11 protein-coding genes are annotated in these 14,785 nt (G+C 70.7%); 8 read left to right on the forward strand and 3 right to left on the reverse strand.

Annotation, left to right across the window (positions count from 1 at the left end; translation table 11 throughout):
* Positions 1 to 2: 2 nt before the first annotated feature.
* Complete coding sequence (locus ASD56_RS14705) at positions 3 to 3,710, reverse strand: multifunctional oxoglutarate decarboxylase/oxoglutarate dehydrogenase thiamine pyrophosphate-binding subunit/dihydrolipoyllysine-residue succinyltransferase subunit (protein ID WP_082541514.1); 3,708 nt, start codon at positions 3,708 to 3,710, stop codon at positions 3 to 5.
* Between the two features lie 177 nt (positions 3,711 to 3,887).
* On the opposite strand from ASD56_RS14705, the gene ASD56_RS14710 reads away from it, so the two are divergent.
* A complete protein-coding gene (locus ASD56_RS14710; RefSeq protein WP_055967519.1) occupies positions 3,888 to 5,348 on the forward strand; it encodes a GuaB1 family IMP dehydrogenase-related protein in 1,461 nt (486 codons plus the stop codon).
* 81 nt (positions 5,349 to 5,429) lie between these two features.
* On the opposite strand, the gene ASD56_RS14715 is transcribed toward ASD56_RS14710, so the two are convergent.
* Positions 5,430 to 6,383 (reverse strand): hypothetical protein, encoded by a 954-nt coding sequence (locus tag ASD56_RS14715; protein WP_157536137.1) that lies wholly within the window; start codon positions 6,381 to 6,383, stop codon positions 5,430 to 5,432.
* A 344-nt stretch (positions 6,384 to 6,727) separates the two neighbouring features.
* Between ASD56_RS14715 and ASD56_RS14720 the strand changes: the two genes are divergently transcribed.
* Together ASD56_RS14720 and ASD56_RS14725 are read left to right on the forward strand one after the other, a co-directional pair.
* Positions 6,728 to 8,059: a hemolysin family protein gene (locus ASD56_RS14720; RefSeq protein WP_055967523.1), complete on the forward strand. Its 1,332-nt coding sequence runs from the start codon at positions 6,728 to 6,730 to the stop codon at positions 8,057 to 8,059.
* A complete protein-coding gene (locus tag ASD56_RS14725; protein WP_055967526.1) occupies positions 8,056 to 9,114 on the forward strand; it encodes a hemolysin family protein in 1,059 nt (352 codons plus the stop codon). The genes ASD56_RS14720 and ASD56_RS14725 overlap by 4 nt, the downstream gene beginning before the upstream one ends.
* Positions 9,115 to 9,120: 6 nt before the next feature.
* Here the strand turns inward: ASD56_RS14725 and ASD56_RS14730 are convergent, their stop codons facing one another.
* On the reverse strand, positions 9,121 to 10,185 hold the full coding sequence (locus ASD56_RS14730) for an NADH:flavin oxidoreductase/NADH oxidase (RefSeq protein WP_055967529.1): 1,065 nt from the start codon (positions 10,183 to 10,185) through the stop codon (positions 9,121 to 9,123).
* 31 nt (positions 10,186 to 10,216) lie between these two features.
* On the opposite strand from ASD56_RS14730, the gene ASD56_RS14735 reads away from it, so the two are divergent.
* From ASD56_RS14735 to ASD56_RS14755, 5 genes are all read left to right on the forward strand, one after another.
* Complete coding sequence (locus ASD56_RS14735) at positions 10,217 to 11,050, forward strand: NAD(P)H-hydrate dehydratase (RefSeq protein WP_055967532.1); 834 nt, start codon at positions 10,217 to 10,219, stop codon at positions 11,048 to 11,050.
* Between the two features lie 51 nt (positions 11,051 to 11,101).
* Positions 11,102 to 12,349 (forward strand): glycosyltransferase 87 family protein, encoded by a 1,248-nt coding sequence (locus ASD56_RS14740; protein ID WP_055967535.1) that lies wholly within the window; start codon positions 11,102 to 11,104, stop codon positions 12,347 to 12,349.
* 30 nt (positions 12,350 to 12,379) lie between these two features.
* Complete coding sequence (locus tag ASD56_RS14745; protein WP_055967537.1) at positions 12,380 to 12,706, forward strand: thiamine-binding protein; 327 nt, start codon at positions 12,380 to 12,382, stop codon at positions 12,704 to 12,706.
* Between the two features lie 69 nt (positions 12,707 to 12,775).
* Positions 12,776 to 13,996 carry an MFS transporter gene (locus ASD56_RS14750; protein WP_055967539.1) on the forward strand — a complete coding sequence of 407 codons (1,221 nt, stop codon included), beginning with the start codon at positions 12,776 to 12,778 and terminating at the stop codon, positions 13,994 to 13,996.
* 44 nt (positions 13,997 to 14,040) lie between these two features.
* Positions 14,041 to 14,784, forward strand: a complete 744-nt coding sequence (locus tag ASD56_RS14755) for an NUDIX hydrolase (protein ID WP_055967543.1) — start codon at positions 14,041 to 14,043, stop codon at positions 14,782 to 14,784.
* The last annotated feature ends 1 nt before the right edge of the window (position 14,785 follow it).

The raw sequence follows: 14,785 nt of genomic DNA on the forward strand, positions 1-14,785 counted from the left end.
CGCTACAGCGTCAGGGCCTTCTTCATGATCTCGGCCTGCTCGGCCGCGTGGACCTTGGGCGAACCGGTCGCCGTCGAGGCCGCCGACGCGCGGGAGATCCGGCGGATCGTCCGGTGGTCGAGGTGCTTGCTGACCTCGAGGGCGATGAACGGCCAGGCGCCCTGGTTCTCGGGCTCGTCCTGCACCCACACCAGCTCGGCGTCGGGGTAGCCCGCGATGACCGCGTTGAGCTGCTCGACCGGTGCCGGGTAGTACTGCTCCAGGCGGACCAGGGCGATCTCCGGGTTCGGGTTCTTGTCGAGCTCGGCCCTCAGATCCCAGTGGATCTTGCCGGCGTGCAGCAGCACGCGCTTGACGGCGGCCTTCTCGAGGCCTCGGTCGTCGTCGAGCACCGGCTCGAAGCGGCCGGTGGTGAAGTCCTCGACGGGGCTCGTCGCACCGCGCAGGCGCAGCATGGCCTTCGGCGTGAACACCACGAGCGGCCGGCGCGGACGCGCGTACGCCTGACGGCGCAGCAGGTGGAAGTACGAGGCAGGCGTCGACGGCCGGGCGACGGTCATGTTGTCCTGCGCGCACATCTGCAGGTAGCGCTCGATGCGCGCGGACGAGTGGTCCGGTCCCTGACCCTCGTATCCGTGGGGCAGCAGGAGCGCGACGCTGGACTGCTGGGCCCACTTCTGCTCGGCGGACGAGATGAACTCGTCGATGACCGACTGGGCGCCGTTGGCGAAGTCGCCGAACTGCGCCTCCCACAGCACGAGCGAGTCGGCGCGCTCGACGGAGTATCCGTACTCGAACGCCATCGCCGCGTACTCGCTGAGCAGCGAGTCGTAGACCCAGAACCGGCCCTGATCGGCCGAGAGGTTCGCCAGAGGGATCCATTCCTGGCCGTTGCTGCGATCGTGCAGGACCGAGTGGCGCTGCACGAAGGTGCCGCGGCGGGCGTCCTGTCCGGCAAGGCGCACATTGGTCTTCTCGAGCAGCAGCGAGCCGAATGCGAGGAGCTCGCCGAACGCCCAGTCCACCGAGCCGTTGCGGCTCATGTCGAGGCGCTTGTCCAGCAGCTGCTGCAGCTTGGTGTGCACCGTGAAGCCCTCGGGCTTGTTCACGAATGCGTCGCCGATGAGCTGCACGACCTCGCGTGCGACGCCGGTCGTCTCGGGCTCGCCGACGGCGGGCTCGGGCTCCGGCTCGACGGTGGTCGTCGCGACGGGGGAGGACCCGGTCTCGGCGGCGTGGGTCTCGGCGAAGGCGATCTCGAGGCGGTTCTGGAAGTCCTGCTTCGCCTTGTCGTACTCTTCCTCGGTGATGTCGCCGCGACCGACGAGCGCCTCGGTGTACAGCCGCCTCACGGACCGCTTCGCCTCGATGAGGTTGGTCATCAGCGGCTGGGTCATCGAGGGGTCGTCGCCCTCGTTGTGACCGCGGCGGCGGTAGCAGACGAGGTCGATGACGACATCGCGGTGGAACCGCTCGCGGTAGGCGAAGGCCAGCTGGGCGACCCGGGTGACGGCCTCGGGGTCGTCGCCGTTCACGTGGAAGACCGGCGACTGGATGGCCTTGGCGACGTCGGTGGCGTACACCGACGTGCGTGCATCGAACGGCGTCGTGGTGAAGCCGACCTGGTTGTTCACGACCACGTGCACGGTGCCGCCGGTGCGGTACCCGCGCAGCTGCGACATCTGCAGCGTCTCGACCACGACGCCCTGGCCCGCGAAGGCCGCGTCGCCGTGCACGAGGATCGGCAGCCACGAGAACGTGCCGATCGGCTTGCGGTCCTGCTTGGCGCGGACGATGCCCTCGAGCACGCCGTCGACGGTCTCGAGGTGCGACGGGTTCGCGGCGAGATAGACCGGCAGCTGCTCGCCGTGGTCGGCGACGAAGGTGCCCTCGGTGCCGAGGTGGTACTTCACATCGCCCGAGCCGCTCTTCGAGCCGATGGCGACGGAGCCCTCGAACTCGCGGAACACCTGACCGTACGTCTTGCCGGCGATGTTGGTGAGTACGTTGAGGCGGCCGCGGTGCGCCATGCCGATGGCGGCGCCGTCCAGGCCCGCCTCGGCGGCGCCCTGCAGGATCTCGTCCAGCAGCGGGATGAGGGACTCGCCGCCCTCGAGGCTGAAGCGCTTCTGGCCGACGTACTTCGTCTGCAGGAACGTCTCGAACGCCTCGGCCTGGTTCAGCTTGTCGAGGATGCGCAGCTGCTCGGCGTGACCGGGCTTCTGGTACTTGAGCTCCACGTTCTCCTGGAACCACCGGCGCTGCTCGGGGTCCTGGATGTGCATGTACTCGATGCCGATCGTGCGGCAGTACGAGTCGCGCAGGACACCCAGGATGTCGCGCAGTTTCATGGTGCGCTTGCCGCCGAAGCCGCCCGTGACGAACTCGCGGTCGAGGTCCCAGAACGTCAGGCCGTGCTGCTCGATCTCGAGGTCGGGGTGCGTGCGCTGCACGTACTCGAGCGGGTCGATGTCGGCCATCAGGTGCCCGCGGACGCGGAAGGAGTTGATGAGCTCCTGCACGCGCGCCTGCTTGTCGACGCGCTCGGCCAGGTCGACATTGATGTCGGCGGCCCAGTGGATCGGCGCGTACGGGATGCGCAGCGCGGCGAAGATGTCTTCGTAGAAGTTGCGCTGGCCGATCAGCAGCTCGTGCACCTTCTTGAGGAACTCGCCCGAGCCTGCGCCCTGGATGACGCGGTGGTCGTAGGTGCTCGTGAGCGTGATCGTCTTGCCAATCGCGAGCTCGTTGAGCGTCTTGTCGCTCGCTCCCTGGAACTCGGCGGGGTATTCGAGAGCGCCCGCGCCGACGATGCAGCCCTGGCCCTTCATGAGACGCGGGACGGAGTGGACCGTGCCGATGCCGCCCGGGTTGGTGAGCGAGACCGTCGTGCCCTGGAAGTCGGCCGCGGTCAGCTTGTTGCCGCGGGCGCGCGAGACGAGGTCTTCGTACGTCGTGAGGAACTCGCTGAAGCTCAGCTGCTCCGCGCGCTTGATGCTCGGCACCATGAGCGCGCGGGTGCCGTCGGGCTTGGGGAGGTCGATCGCGATGCCGAGGTTGACGTGCGCGGGGGCCACGACCGAGGGCTTGCCGTCGATCTCGGCGTAGAAGACGTTCTGGCTCGGGAACTCCGCCAGCGTCCGGATGATCGCCCAGCCGATGAGGTGCGTGAAGCTGACCTTGCCGCCGCGGGTGCGCGACATGTGGTTGTTGATCACGATGCGGTTGTCGATCATGAGCTTCGCCGGGACCGTGCGCACGCTCGTGGCGGTCGGGACCGTGAGCGACTCGTCCATGTTCGCGGCGAGGGTTTTCGGCATGCCGCGGAGCGGTGTGACCCGGTCTTCGGCGCTCTCGGCAGCGGCCGCGGGCTCGGCCTTCGGCGCCTGGGCCGGGATGGGCGGCGGCGCGGCGGGCCGGGCGGTCGTGCGTGCCACGGGCTGAGCGCCGATCACCGGGATCGGCGCCGTCACCGGTCGAGGCTCGGTTCCGGGAGCAGCGCCCTCGGAGGTCGGAGACGTCGGCACCGAGGGTGTCGCCGCCGTGCTCGCCTCGTCGACCGGGTGGTAGGCCTCGAGAACGGGCCACCACTCCTTGTCGACGGAGTTCCTGTCGATCTTGAACTGCTCGTACAGTTCATCGACGAGCCATTCGTTGGCTCCGAACTCTCCTTCGTTCGAAACCCCGAGGCCCGTCACCTGGCTCGACACGCTGGATCGCCTGCTTTCGTCCGTGAAATTCTGGGAAGTGCGAGGCTGCTGACGCCTGTGCCGCACAACTGTTAAGCGTATCCCAGTCTGACGGCGCGATTCCGGCTCCCAGCGGCGGAGGACCTGAAAGATTCCGGATCATTGCCCGTACAGGAACTGTCACTACCCTTGGCGGATATGGAGTTCTACGGCGACCAGCCCGATGTCGACCTGACGTATTCGGACGTGTTCCTCGTCCCACGGCGGTCCTCGATCACCAGCCGCCTCGATGTCGACCTGTCCCCGGCGGACGGCACGACCGCGACGATCCCGCTCGTGTCCGCCAACATGAACTCGGTGACCGGGCCCCGGCTCGCCGCGACTCTGGCCCGCCGCGGCGGCCTCGGCGTGCTGCCGCAGGACATGCCGCTGCAGGAGCTCGACGCCGCCATCCGATGGGTGAAGAGCCAGCCCGTGCCGTGGGACACCCCGCTCGTGCTCCCGCCCGACGCCACCGTCGCCGACGCCGCCCGGCTGCTGCCGGCGACCGAGGGTCACGGCATCGTGGTAGCGGTCCCCACCGCCTCCGGCCGCGTCGACATCGACGACATCCTCGGCATCGTCCCGGCGACTCGGCTGGGCACGGCGCTTCCCGATGCGCGCCTGGGTGACCTGGCACGCGGGCGCGCGGCATCCGTCGATGCCGTCGACATCGAGAGCGCGCGCCACGCGTTCGACGTGATCGTCGCTGCCGGAGTCGAGACGGTGTGCGTCATCGATCACGGGCACCTCGTCGGCACGCTCTCGCGCCGCAGCGCGCTGCGCTCGACGCTTTACCGTCCGGCCGTCGACGCGTCCGGGCGCCTCATCGTCGCGGCCGCGCTCGGCATCAACGGCGACGTCGCCGCCAAGGCTCGGGCGCTGGCGGCCGCGGGCGTGGACGTCCTCGTCGTGGACACCGCCCATGGCCACCAAGAGGGGATGCTGCGCGCCCTGCGCTCGGTCGCCGACCTCGGGCTCGGCATCCCGATCGCCGCAGGCAACATCGTCACCGCCGAGGGCGTGCACGACCTGGTCACCGCCGGCGCGACGATCCTCAAGGTCGGCGTCGGCCCCGGTGCGATGTGCACGACGCGCATGATGACCGCGGTCGGCAGGCCGCAGTTCTCCGCGGTGCTCGAGACGGCCGAGGCGGCCAGGGTCATGGGCGCGCACGTGTGGGCGGACGGCGGCGTGCGCTACCCGCGCGACGTGGCCCTCGCGCTGGCGGCGGGCGCGGCATCCGTCATGATCGGCTCGTGGTTCGCAGGGACCATCGAGGCGCCGGGCGAGCTGCAGAGCGACGCCGCCGGGCGCATCTACAAGGAGTCGTGGGGCATGGCCTCGACCAAGGCCGTGCACGAGCGCTTCGGACGGCTCGATCCGTACGAGCTGGCCCGCAAGGAGCTCTTCGCCGAGGGCATCTCGTCGTCGAAGATCTACCTCGACCCGCTGCGGCCGGGCCTGGAGGACCTGCTCGACATGATCACCTCGGGCGTGCGGTCGTCGTTCACCTACGCTGGCGCCTCGAGCGTGGCGGAGTTCCGCGACCGCGCCCGCGTCGGCCTGCAGTCCGCCGCCGGCTACGACGAGGGCAAGGCGCTTCCCGTCAGCTGGTGAGGCCCCTGCGTCGACCGCACTTTCGGCCGTCCGCCGCAGTGTGAACTGCGGCTCACCCAAAGGATTGCGGTTGATCGAGGTTCATCTGCCAGGGCGACCGCGTCTTGTGGGCAGGCTGTCGTTGACCAGAATGTCGTAGAGGAGACGCGGCTGATCGAGCGAAGGCGTTCGCCATCGGGACAGCGCGCGCACCTGTCGACGCAGTTCATCGCCTCGGTCCTTCTCAGCCAGCAGTGCCTGCTGCGGAGTTCGCCCGCGAAGCAGTGCCGGATCGAGGTATTTGCCGGCACCGTCGAACTCTCCGGCATGGCGGTGCTCCGGCCACCAGAAGTCGGTGTACGCGTAGCTGCTCTGGAGCTGGAATCGCTGTTGCAGCACGGGCTCCGGGAATCCGAGGTGAGCGATGAGCACGCGGCTCTGCGACTCGCGAACGCTGTCCGCGCCCGGGCGTCCGAAGGCGGCCACCCGCCTGACGGTCGCGGATGCACGTCCGTTGTACGCGCCGGCGAAGGTCGCGAGGATGGACTGGGTCGTCAATGCCCCGCCGGGGCGCCGTGACCAGAGTGCCTGGTCAGCGGCGATGACGCCGGTCAGGAATCCAGCCGCAGCGAGGTCCACCACGGTTCGCGCCGGACTGGTGATGAAGTGCCGCCCCCAGGGCAGCACGTCTTCGCTCGAGATGGTGCGACGGTGTCGACGGATCCGCCCCGAGGAACCGCCGATTCCTTCTCCGCTCACATCGATGGTCGTCGGCCAGGGCCCGATGCGGTCGATGCCCAGCACGGCCGCCGCGGAATCATGCGAGAAGACCGCCCCGGGCAACATACGGGCAGCGGCTTCCCAGACCCGTTGTGCGTGTTTCGCCATCTCGGAGAGCCACCCCCAGTGCGCGGCGGAGGTGTAGGTGCCGCGCGAGACACGGACGATCTTGCCGGCGGTGAGATCCCGATGCCTGGCACGATGCTGGGCACTGGGGGCGAGATCGTCGCGTCGGCGTTCCACCTCAGCGAGTGGCGGTTCGCGAAGCCAAGACATGCGACTCAGTGTGGCTCTCGACATCGGACCGAGCCGGGGACCGACGAGATCGGTTGATTGACCGTCTCCGCATCGCGCTGGGGAGGAGCCGCACGATCCAGAGACGCAGTTCGCGGCATCCACCGCAATACGAACTGCGGCGAACGCGCTGACCTGCGGCAGATCCCATCGGCCTGGCCGGCCGGGAGGAGGGGAAAGGCGGAGGGGGATGCCGCGGCGAGCCGCCCCGCGCGGGGCACGAGCCGCAGCACCTGCCGTAGACTTGCCGGCACGATGGACGACCCTCCTAGTTGCAGACCTTCGCCCCACCGACCCGCCTCCCGCTCCGCCGGGGGTGATGCCTGATGGAATTCGTCATGCTGGGCGTGGGGCTCCTGCTCACGGTCGGGACCGGACTCTTCGTCGCCAGCGAGTTCGCCCTCGTCAACCTCGACCGCGCCGACCTCGAAGCCCGCCGGGAAGCAGGTGAGACCCGGCTCTCGCTCACGATCAGCGCGCTGCGGATCACCTCGACCCATCTCTCCAGCGCGCAGCTCGGCATCACGCTGACCACGCTCCTCACCGGCTACACGATGGAGCCGGCGATCTCGAGCCTGCTTCGGCCGGTGTTCACGGCGTGGGGCCTGCCTGCCGGGCTGGTGAGCCCGCTGGCCGTCATCATCGCCGTCGCCACCGCGACGATCTTCTCGATGATCATCGGCGAGCTGGTGCCGAAGAACTTCGCGCTGGCCATCCCGCGTCAGACCGCCAAGCTCGTCATGCCGTTCCAGGTCGCGTTCACGACTGTGTTCCGTCCCGCGATCGTCGTACTCAACGGCAGCGCGAACGGCGTGCTGCGCGGCATCGGCATCGAGCCCAAGGAGGAGCTCTCCGGCGCCCGCACCGCCGAGGAGCTCTCCAGCCTCGTGCGCCGCTCGGCGAGCGCCGGCGTGCTCGAAGAGGACACCGCCTCGCTTCTGGACCGCAGCCTCACCTTCGCGCGCCTGAGCGCGGCCGACGTGATGACCCCGCGCCCCAGCATCCACGCGATCGCCGCCGACGACTCGGCGGAGGACGTGATCCAGCTCGCCCGGCGCACCGGCCACAGCCGCTTCCCGGTGTACGACGACTCGATGGACGACATCATCGGCGTCGTCCACCTCAAGGCCGCGGTCAGCGTGCCGCGCGACCGGCGCACCGACGTCCCGGCCGCCGCGCTGGCGACGGAGCCGCTGCGCATCCCCGAGACGGTCCACCTCGACGCCCTCGTGTCGGAGCTGCGCACCCGCGGCTACCAGATGGCCGTCGTCGTCGACGAGTACGGCGGCACCGCCGGCGTCGTGACGCTCGAGGACCTGGTCGAGGAGATCGTGGGCGAGGTGCTCGACGAGCACGACCGTCGCCGCGCCGGGATCGTCCGCGCGGAGGGCTCCGTCATCTTCCCCGGGGAGCTCCGACCCGACGAGGTGCTCGATCGCACCGGCATCCGCATTCCCGAAGGAGACGTGTACGACACCGTGGGCGGCTTCATCATGAGCGTGCTCGAACGCATTCCGGTCGTCGGCGACACGCTCGAGCTGGAGGACGGCACCATCGAGGTGCAGCGCATGGACGGCCGCCGCGTCGACCGGGTGCGCTTCACGCCCACCCCGATGCCGCACGAGGACGCGGCGACCGAAGGCGGTGAGGGCCGATGAGCGATTGGGCCGGAATCGCCTGGCTGGTCGTGCTGCTGGCCTTCAACGCCTTCTTCGTCGGCGCCGAGTTCGCCGTCATCTCAGCACGCCGTTCGCAGATCGAGCCGCTCGCCGAGAAAGGATCGCGCTCGGCCAAGACCGCGCTGTACGCGATGGAGCACGCGACCCTGATGCTGGCGACGAGCCAGCTCGGCATCACGATCTGCTCGCTGCTGATCCTGAACGTGTCCGAACCGGCGATCCATCACCTGCTCGCGGAGCCCCTGCATCTCACGGGCTGGTCCGAGGGCGTCGTGGACACCGTCGCGTTCGTGATCGCGCTGCTGGTCGTGTCGTACCTGCACGTCGTGTTCGGCGAGATGGTGCCGAAGAACCTCGCGTTCTCGGTGCCCGATCGCGCCGTGCTGATGCTCGCGACGCCGCTGGTGTGGGTGTCGAAGCTGTTCCACCCGGTGATCGTGACGCTCAACTGGATCGCGAACCACATCGTGCGGCTGTTCGGCGTCGAGCCGAAGGACGAGGCGGCCTCGACCTTCACGCTCGAAGAGGTCGTCACGATCGTGAACCAGTCCCGCATCGAGGGCGTGCTCAACGACGTGAGCGGTACGGTCGCCGCGGCCGTCGAGTTCACCGACAAGAAGGCCAAGGACATCGCCGTGCCGCTGGGCGCGCTGGTCACCCTGCCGGAGACCACGACTCCCGACGAGATCGAACGAGCCGTGAGCAAGCACGGGTTCTCGCGCTACGTGATCGTGGACGGCGTGGGCGAGCCCGTCGGCTACGTCCACCTCAAGGACGTCCTGCAGGGGGCGGAGGGGGCGGATGCCGAAGCCGCCGTCGCCCGCCGGATCCCGTCCAAGCGCATCCACCACATGGTGCCCGTCCTCGAGTCGACCGACCTGGAGGATGCGCTCGCGCTCATGCGCCGGGCAGGGCGTCACCTGGCGGAGGTGCGGAACGAGGAGGGCGCGGTCACGGCCGTGCTGTTCCTCGAGGACATCATCGAGGAGCTGATCGGCGAGGTGCAGGACGCGACCCGTCGCGGTCTGCGGTAGCCGGGCTCAGAGCCGGGCGCGGACGTACTGCTTCGGCCAGTAGTCGATGTCGGCGCCGAGCTCGGCGGCGGCCCGCAGGCCGTAGTGCGGGTCGCGGAGCCATTCGCGTCCGGCCATGACGGCGTCGGCCTGGCCATCGGCGACGACCCGCTCGGCCAGCTGCGGGTCGTCGATCATGCCGACCGCGCTCACCGCGACGCCGGCGACCCGCCGGATGTGGGCGGCGAGCTCCACCTGATAGCCCGGTCCGGTCGTGATCCGCTGGTGCGCGACGAGTCCGCCGCTGGAGATGTCGAAGAAGTCGGCCCCGCGCTCGGCCGCCCACACCGCGACGGCGGCGGTCTCATCGGCATTCCAGCCGCCGTCGGCCCAGTCGGTGGCCGAGAACCTCACCAGCAGAGGCACGGCGGGCGCGGCATCCGCCACCGCATCGATCACACGCAGCAGCAGCCGCGCGCGGTTCTCGAGCGATCCGCCGTACTCGTCGTCGCGCTGATTCGACAGCGGCGAGAGGAACTGGTGCAGCAGGTACCCGTGCGCGGCGTGGATCTCGAGCACCTCGAATCCGGCGGACACCGCCCGGCGCGCGGCGGCCGCGAAGTCGGCGACGACCCGGTCGATCCCGGCGAGGTCGAATGCGGCCGGCACCGCGTACCCGTCGAACGCGATCGCGGACGGCGCGACGGTCGGCCAGCCGCCCTCGCCGACAGGCACCGACCCGCGGTGACCCGAGAACGGCGACCACGTCGAGGCCTTGCGGCCGGCGTGGGCCAGCTGCACCCCCGCGACGGCGCCCCGGGCGCGGATGGCCGCGACGATGGGCGTCCACGCGTCGCGCTGCTCGTCGGTCCAGAGGCCGGTGTCCTCGGGCGAGATGCGGCCTTCGGGCGAGACGGCGGTGGCCTCGGCGATCACGAGTCCGGCGCCGCCCGAGGCGAACTGCGCCAGGTGGGTGTGGTGCCACTCCTGGGGCACGCCGTCCACGGCGCTGTACTGGCACATCGGCGATACCCAGAGGCGATTGCGCAGGGTGATGTCGCGCAGCGACAGGGGCGTGAAGAGGGTGCTCATCCGGGGGACACTCCGCGAGTAGGGTGGCGCCATGACGGGGTCATGGACGGGAGCCGAGACGGGCCGGTTCCTTCGGAGGCCAACGGCCGCCGACGACAAGTATTCCCGAGGCGTGCTCGGCGTGCGGACCGGATCCGAGACGTATCCGGGCGCGGCGGTGCTCGGAGTCGAGGCCGCGTGGCGCACCGGCATCGGGATGGTCCGCTATCTCGGACCGGAGCGACCGACCGCCTTCGTGCTGGCGCGGCGTCCTGAGACCGTGGCTGCCGACGGGCGCGTCCAGGCGTGGGTCATCGGGTCGGGCACTGATGCGTCGGCTCGCGGCGCCGGCGAGTCCGAGGCGTTGCGGCGCATCCTGCACGACACCGACCCGGTGGTGGTCGACGCGGGGGCGCTCGACCTGGCCGCCGACGGCACCGCGCCCCGCCTGCTCACCCCGCACGACCGGGAGCACGCGCGGCTTCGCGCGGGACTCGGCCTCGCCGCCGTGGGCTCCGACCGCGTCTCGGCCGCACGCACGACCGCCGAGGCCACCGGGGCCGTGGTGGTCCTCAAAGGGGCGGTGACGGTGGTCGCGTCGCCCGACGGCGCGGTCTTCGAGATCGCCGCCGGCACGCCGTGGCTGGCCACGGCGGGCACCGGCGACGTGCTGGCCGGGGTCATCGGTGCGCTCGTGGCCGCAGCGGTCGCGGACGGCCGGGTGACGGATGCCGCATCCCTCGCGCCGCTGGCCGCTGCGGCCGCGTGGCTGCACGGGCACGCCGCGCGGCTGGCGTCGTCGGCGCGGGGCGGCGGGCCGATCACGGCGCTGGACGTCGCCGAGGCGCTGCCGCGCTCGGTCGCGGAGGCCCTCGACGCGGTGTGACGCCCGACGCGCGGCCCGCGCGCGATCCGGGACCTCAATAGGATGAAACGCGTGTCGAGGCGTGCGGGGCTCTGGGTCGCGTTCGTGCTGGTGCATCTGGTCACCGCCTTCCTCGGCTTCGTCGAGCCCAACCTTCCGATGGGTGACGTCTACCTCGTCTACGAGCCGTGGGCGCGGGGTGCGGCCGACGGGGGAGCGATCCCCGGCGTCACGGAGCAGTGGGTCTACCCGCAGCTCGCGCTCGCTCCGATCGTGCTCGCCCTCGGCCTCGAGTGGATCGCCGGGTACGAGATCGCGTGGGCGGTCCTGGTCACGGCGCTCGATGCCCTCGCCTTCGCACTGCTGGTGGGGCGCGGCCGGTCGGCGGGGCGCACCCTCGCCGCAGCCTTCTGGCTCGCGTTCGCGCTTCTGCTCGGCCCCGTCGGCATGTACCGCCTCGACGCCGTGACGGTGCCTCTCGCCATCGCCGGCTGCCTCTGGCTGATCGGGCGGCCCGCGCTCGCGGCCACGCTGCTCGCGATCGCCACGTGGATCAAGGTGTGGCCGGCCGCGCTCCTGGCCGCCGCCGTGATCGCGGTCCGGCGCCGCCTGGTGCTCGTCGGGATGGCGGCCGCGGTCAGCGCCGGAGTCCTGATCGCCGTGATGGCCGCCGGCGGCGCACGCCACGCATTCGGCTTCGTCGCCGGACAGACCGGTCGCGGCCTGCAGCTCGAGGCGCCCGTGACCGCGTGGTATCTCTGGCAGGCCGTCGCCGGCGTCGACGACGCGTTCGTCTACTACGACTCCGGCATCCTGACCTTCCAGGTGACCGGGCCCTACGTCGACGCCGTGATCGCGGCGATGACGCCGCTGCTGGCGGTCACGGTGCTCGCCGTCGCGGCGCTCGGCGCGTGGCGCGCCTGGCGCGGCGCGTCGTTCGCGGCGCTCTTCCCGGCGCTCGCCCTCGCGCTCGTGCTGGCCTTCATCGTGACCAACAAGGTCGGCTCGCCGCAGTTCCAGACCTGGATCATCGCGCCGATCGTGCTCGGGCTCGTGATCGACCGCCGACGCTGGCGGATGCCGGCCGTCGCCGCCCTCGTGATCGCCCTGCTGACACACCTCGTCTACCCGCTGCTGTACAACCGGCTCATCGTCGCCGACGCCCTGGCCGCCGGTGTGCTGACCGCACGCAACGCCCTGCTCATCGCGCTCATGGCGTGGGCCGTGGTCCGCGTGGTCCGCGCACCGCAGCGCCTGCTCGCCTCGCGTGGCGGAGCCCTGCCCGCACCGCCGAACCATCGCCCCCAGGCATCCGCCTGACCCGCACCACCCGAGAACCCGGAGGTTCCCATGCTCGTCGCCTTCTCCGTCGCCCCCGGCGGCACCGGCAACGCCGACGGCTCCGTCCACGACGCGGTCGCCGCCGCCGTGCGCGTGGTCCGCGACAGCGGCCTGCCCCACCGCACGACCTCGATGTTCACCGAGATCGAGGGGGAGTGGGACGAGGTCTTCGATGTCGTGCGGCGCTGCACCGAGGCGGTGCAGGCATACGGGTCGCGCGTCTCGCTGGTGCTCAAGGCCGACATCCGGCCCGGCTACTCGGGCGAGCTCGACGCCAAGGTCGAGCGGCTCGAGGCGGCCATCGACGAGCAGTCGGGCCCGTCGTCCGACGCCTGACGCAGCGCTCTGCGCGACGCGTTTCGAATCGATTCGACAGGATGCCCCGACCGCCGTTAGCATGACCGGATGACCTCCTCGACTTTGACGAGGGGTGCGGCGAAGTGGGCGCTCCTCTCCCTCGCCGTCGGCAGCTTCGGCATCGGCATGACCGAGTTCGTCGTGATGGGCCTGCTGCCAAACATCGCGTCGGATCTGCTTGCCCCGCAGTGGGCTTCCAGCTCCGAGGACGCGATCGCCCAGGCCGGCTGGCTCATCACCCTCTACGCGCTGGGGGTGGTCATCGGAGCGCCGACCATCGCCGGCGCGGTGGCCAAGTACCCGCGACATCGCGTGATGATCGGGCTCGCCCTCGCCCTGACCGTGTTCAACGCGCTGACGTTCCTTGCGCCGACGTTCGAGCTGGTCGCGGTCTCGCGCCTGCTGGCAGGCCTCCCGCACGGCGCCTACTTCGGAATCGGCGCGCTCGTCGCCGCCGACGTGCTCGGTCCGGGTCAGCGCGCCAAGGGCGTGGCGTTCGTCCTCACCGGTCTCACGGTGGCCAACGTCGTCGGGGTGCCGCTGGGCACCTACCTCGGGCAGCAGGTCGGATGGCGGGCCGCGTTCATGGTGGTCACGGCGATCTTCGCCCTGGCGACGGTGCTCATCGCATTCTTCGTGCCCGAGCATCCGGGCGACCCGCAGCGGACGCTCCGCGCCGAACTCAAGGTCTTCCGGATCGGGCAGGTCTGGCTGGCGCTCGGCGTCGGCGCCATCGGCTTCGGCGGCTTCTTCGCCGTCTACACCTACGTCGCCCCGATGGTCACCGAGATCGCCGGGTCGCCCGAGTGGACGGTGCCCATCGTGCTGGTGCTCATGGGGCTCGGCATGACGATCGGCAACCTCGTCGGCGGCCACCTCGCCGACGTCGATCTCAAGCGCACGCTCGTCGGCGGACTCGTCGGGCTCGCGGTCGTGCTCACGCTGCTCGCGCTGACGTCGGAGTGGATCTGGGCGCTCGGCCTCTTCGTCTTCCTGACCGGGTTCACCGCGTCCGTGCTCAGCCCGACCATCCAGACCAGGCTCATGGATGTCGCGCAGGACAACCAGTCCATCGCCGCCGCCCTCAACCACTCCGCCCTCAACATCGGCAACAGTCTCGGAGCGCTGCTCGGCGGCGTCGTGATCGCGGTGGGCTGGGGATTCATCGCGCCGGCATGGGTGGGCGTCGGCCTCGCACTGGCCGGTCTCGCCCTCGCCCTCGCCAGCCTGGCTTCCGAACGGGCACGCGGGGTCGTCCTTTCGAACTGATGACCTCACGGCGCCCGCGACCGGGCCGGGCTTAGGGTGAGGGCATGCCCGGACCGACGCCAGATCGTGCGCTGAAGGCCCTCGCGGACGCCGTCGACGGCGTCGCGGGCGACGACGACTCAGACGCGCGCATCCCCGTCGCGGCGACCGTGGTGCTCCTGCGCGAGGGCGGTGACGGTCCCGAGGTGCTGCTGCTCGAGCGCCCCGACCGGGGTTCGTTCGCCGGCGCCTGGGTCTTCCCGGGAGGAAAGCTCGACGACGCCGATCGTCACGATGCCGGCGAGACGGAGGAGGCGGTGGCCCGCCGCGCAGGCGTGCGCGAGGTCGAGGAGGAGTGCGGCCTCGTTCTGGCACCCCAGGCTCTCGTCGCGCTCTCGTGCTGGAATCCGCCCACGGGCGTCGCTCCCCGCATCCGCACGTGGTTCTTCGCCGCGGCGGCTCCTGAGGGCGACCTGACGCTCTCAGCGGACGAGGCGGTCGACTCCCAGTGGGTGCGCCCCGCCGACATCCTCGCCCGGCACGGCCGCGGCGAACTGACGCTGTACCCCCCGACCTGGGTGACCCTGCACCGCCTCATCGAGCACGCCGACGTCGGATCCGTCCTCGATGCCGCGCGGCTGGCCGGGCTCGAGCGGTTCCAGTCCGTCGCGCGACGCGGCGCCGAGGGGCCGATGCTGCTGTGGGAGGGCGACGCCGAATACGGACCGGATGCCGAGGCCTCGGCATCCGCATCGCGTCATCGCCTGGAGATCGGCGCCCTGCCCTGGCGGTATTCGCGCTCGGACTGAC

It is taken from the genome of Microbacterium sp. Root166, assembly GCF_001427145.1.
Taxonomy (GTDB): domain Bacteria; phylum Actinomycetota; class Actinomycetes; order Actinomycetales; family Microbacteriaceae; genus Microbacterium.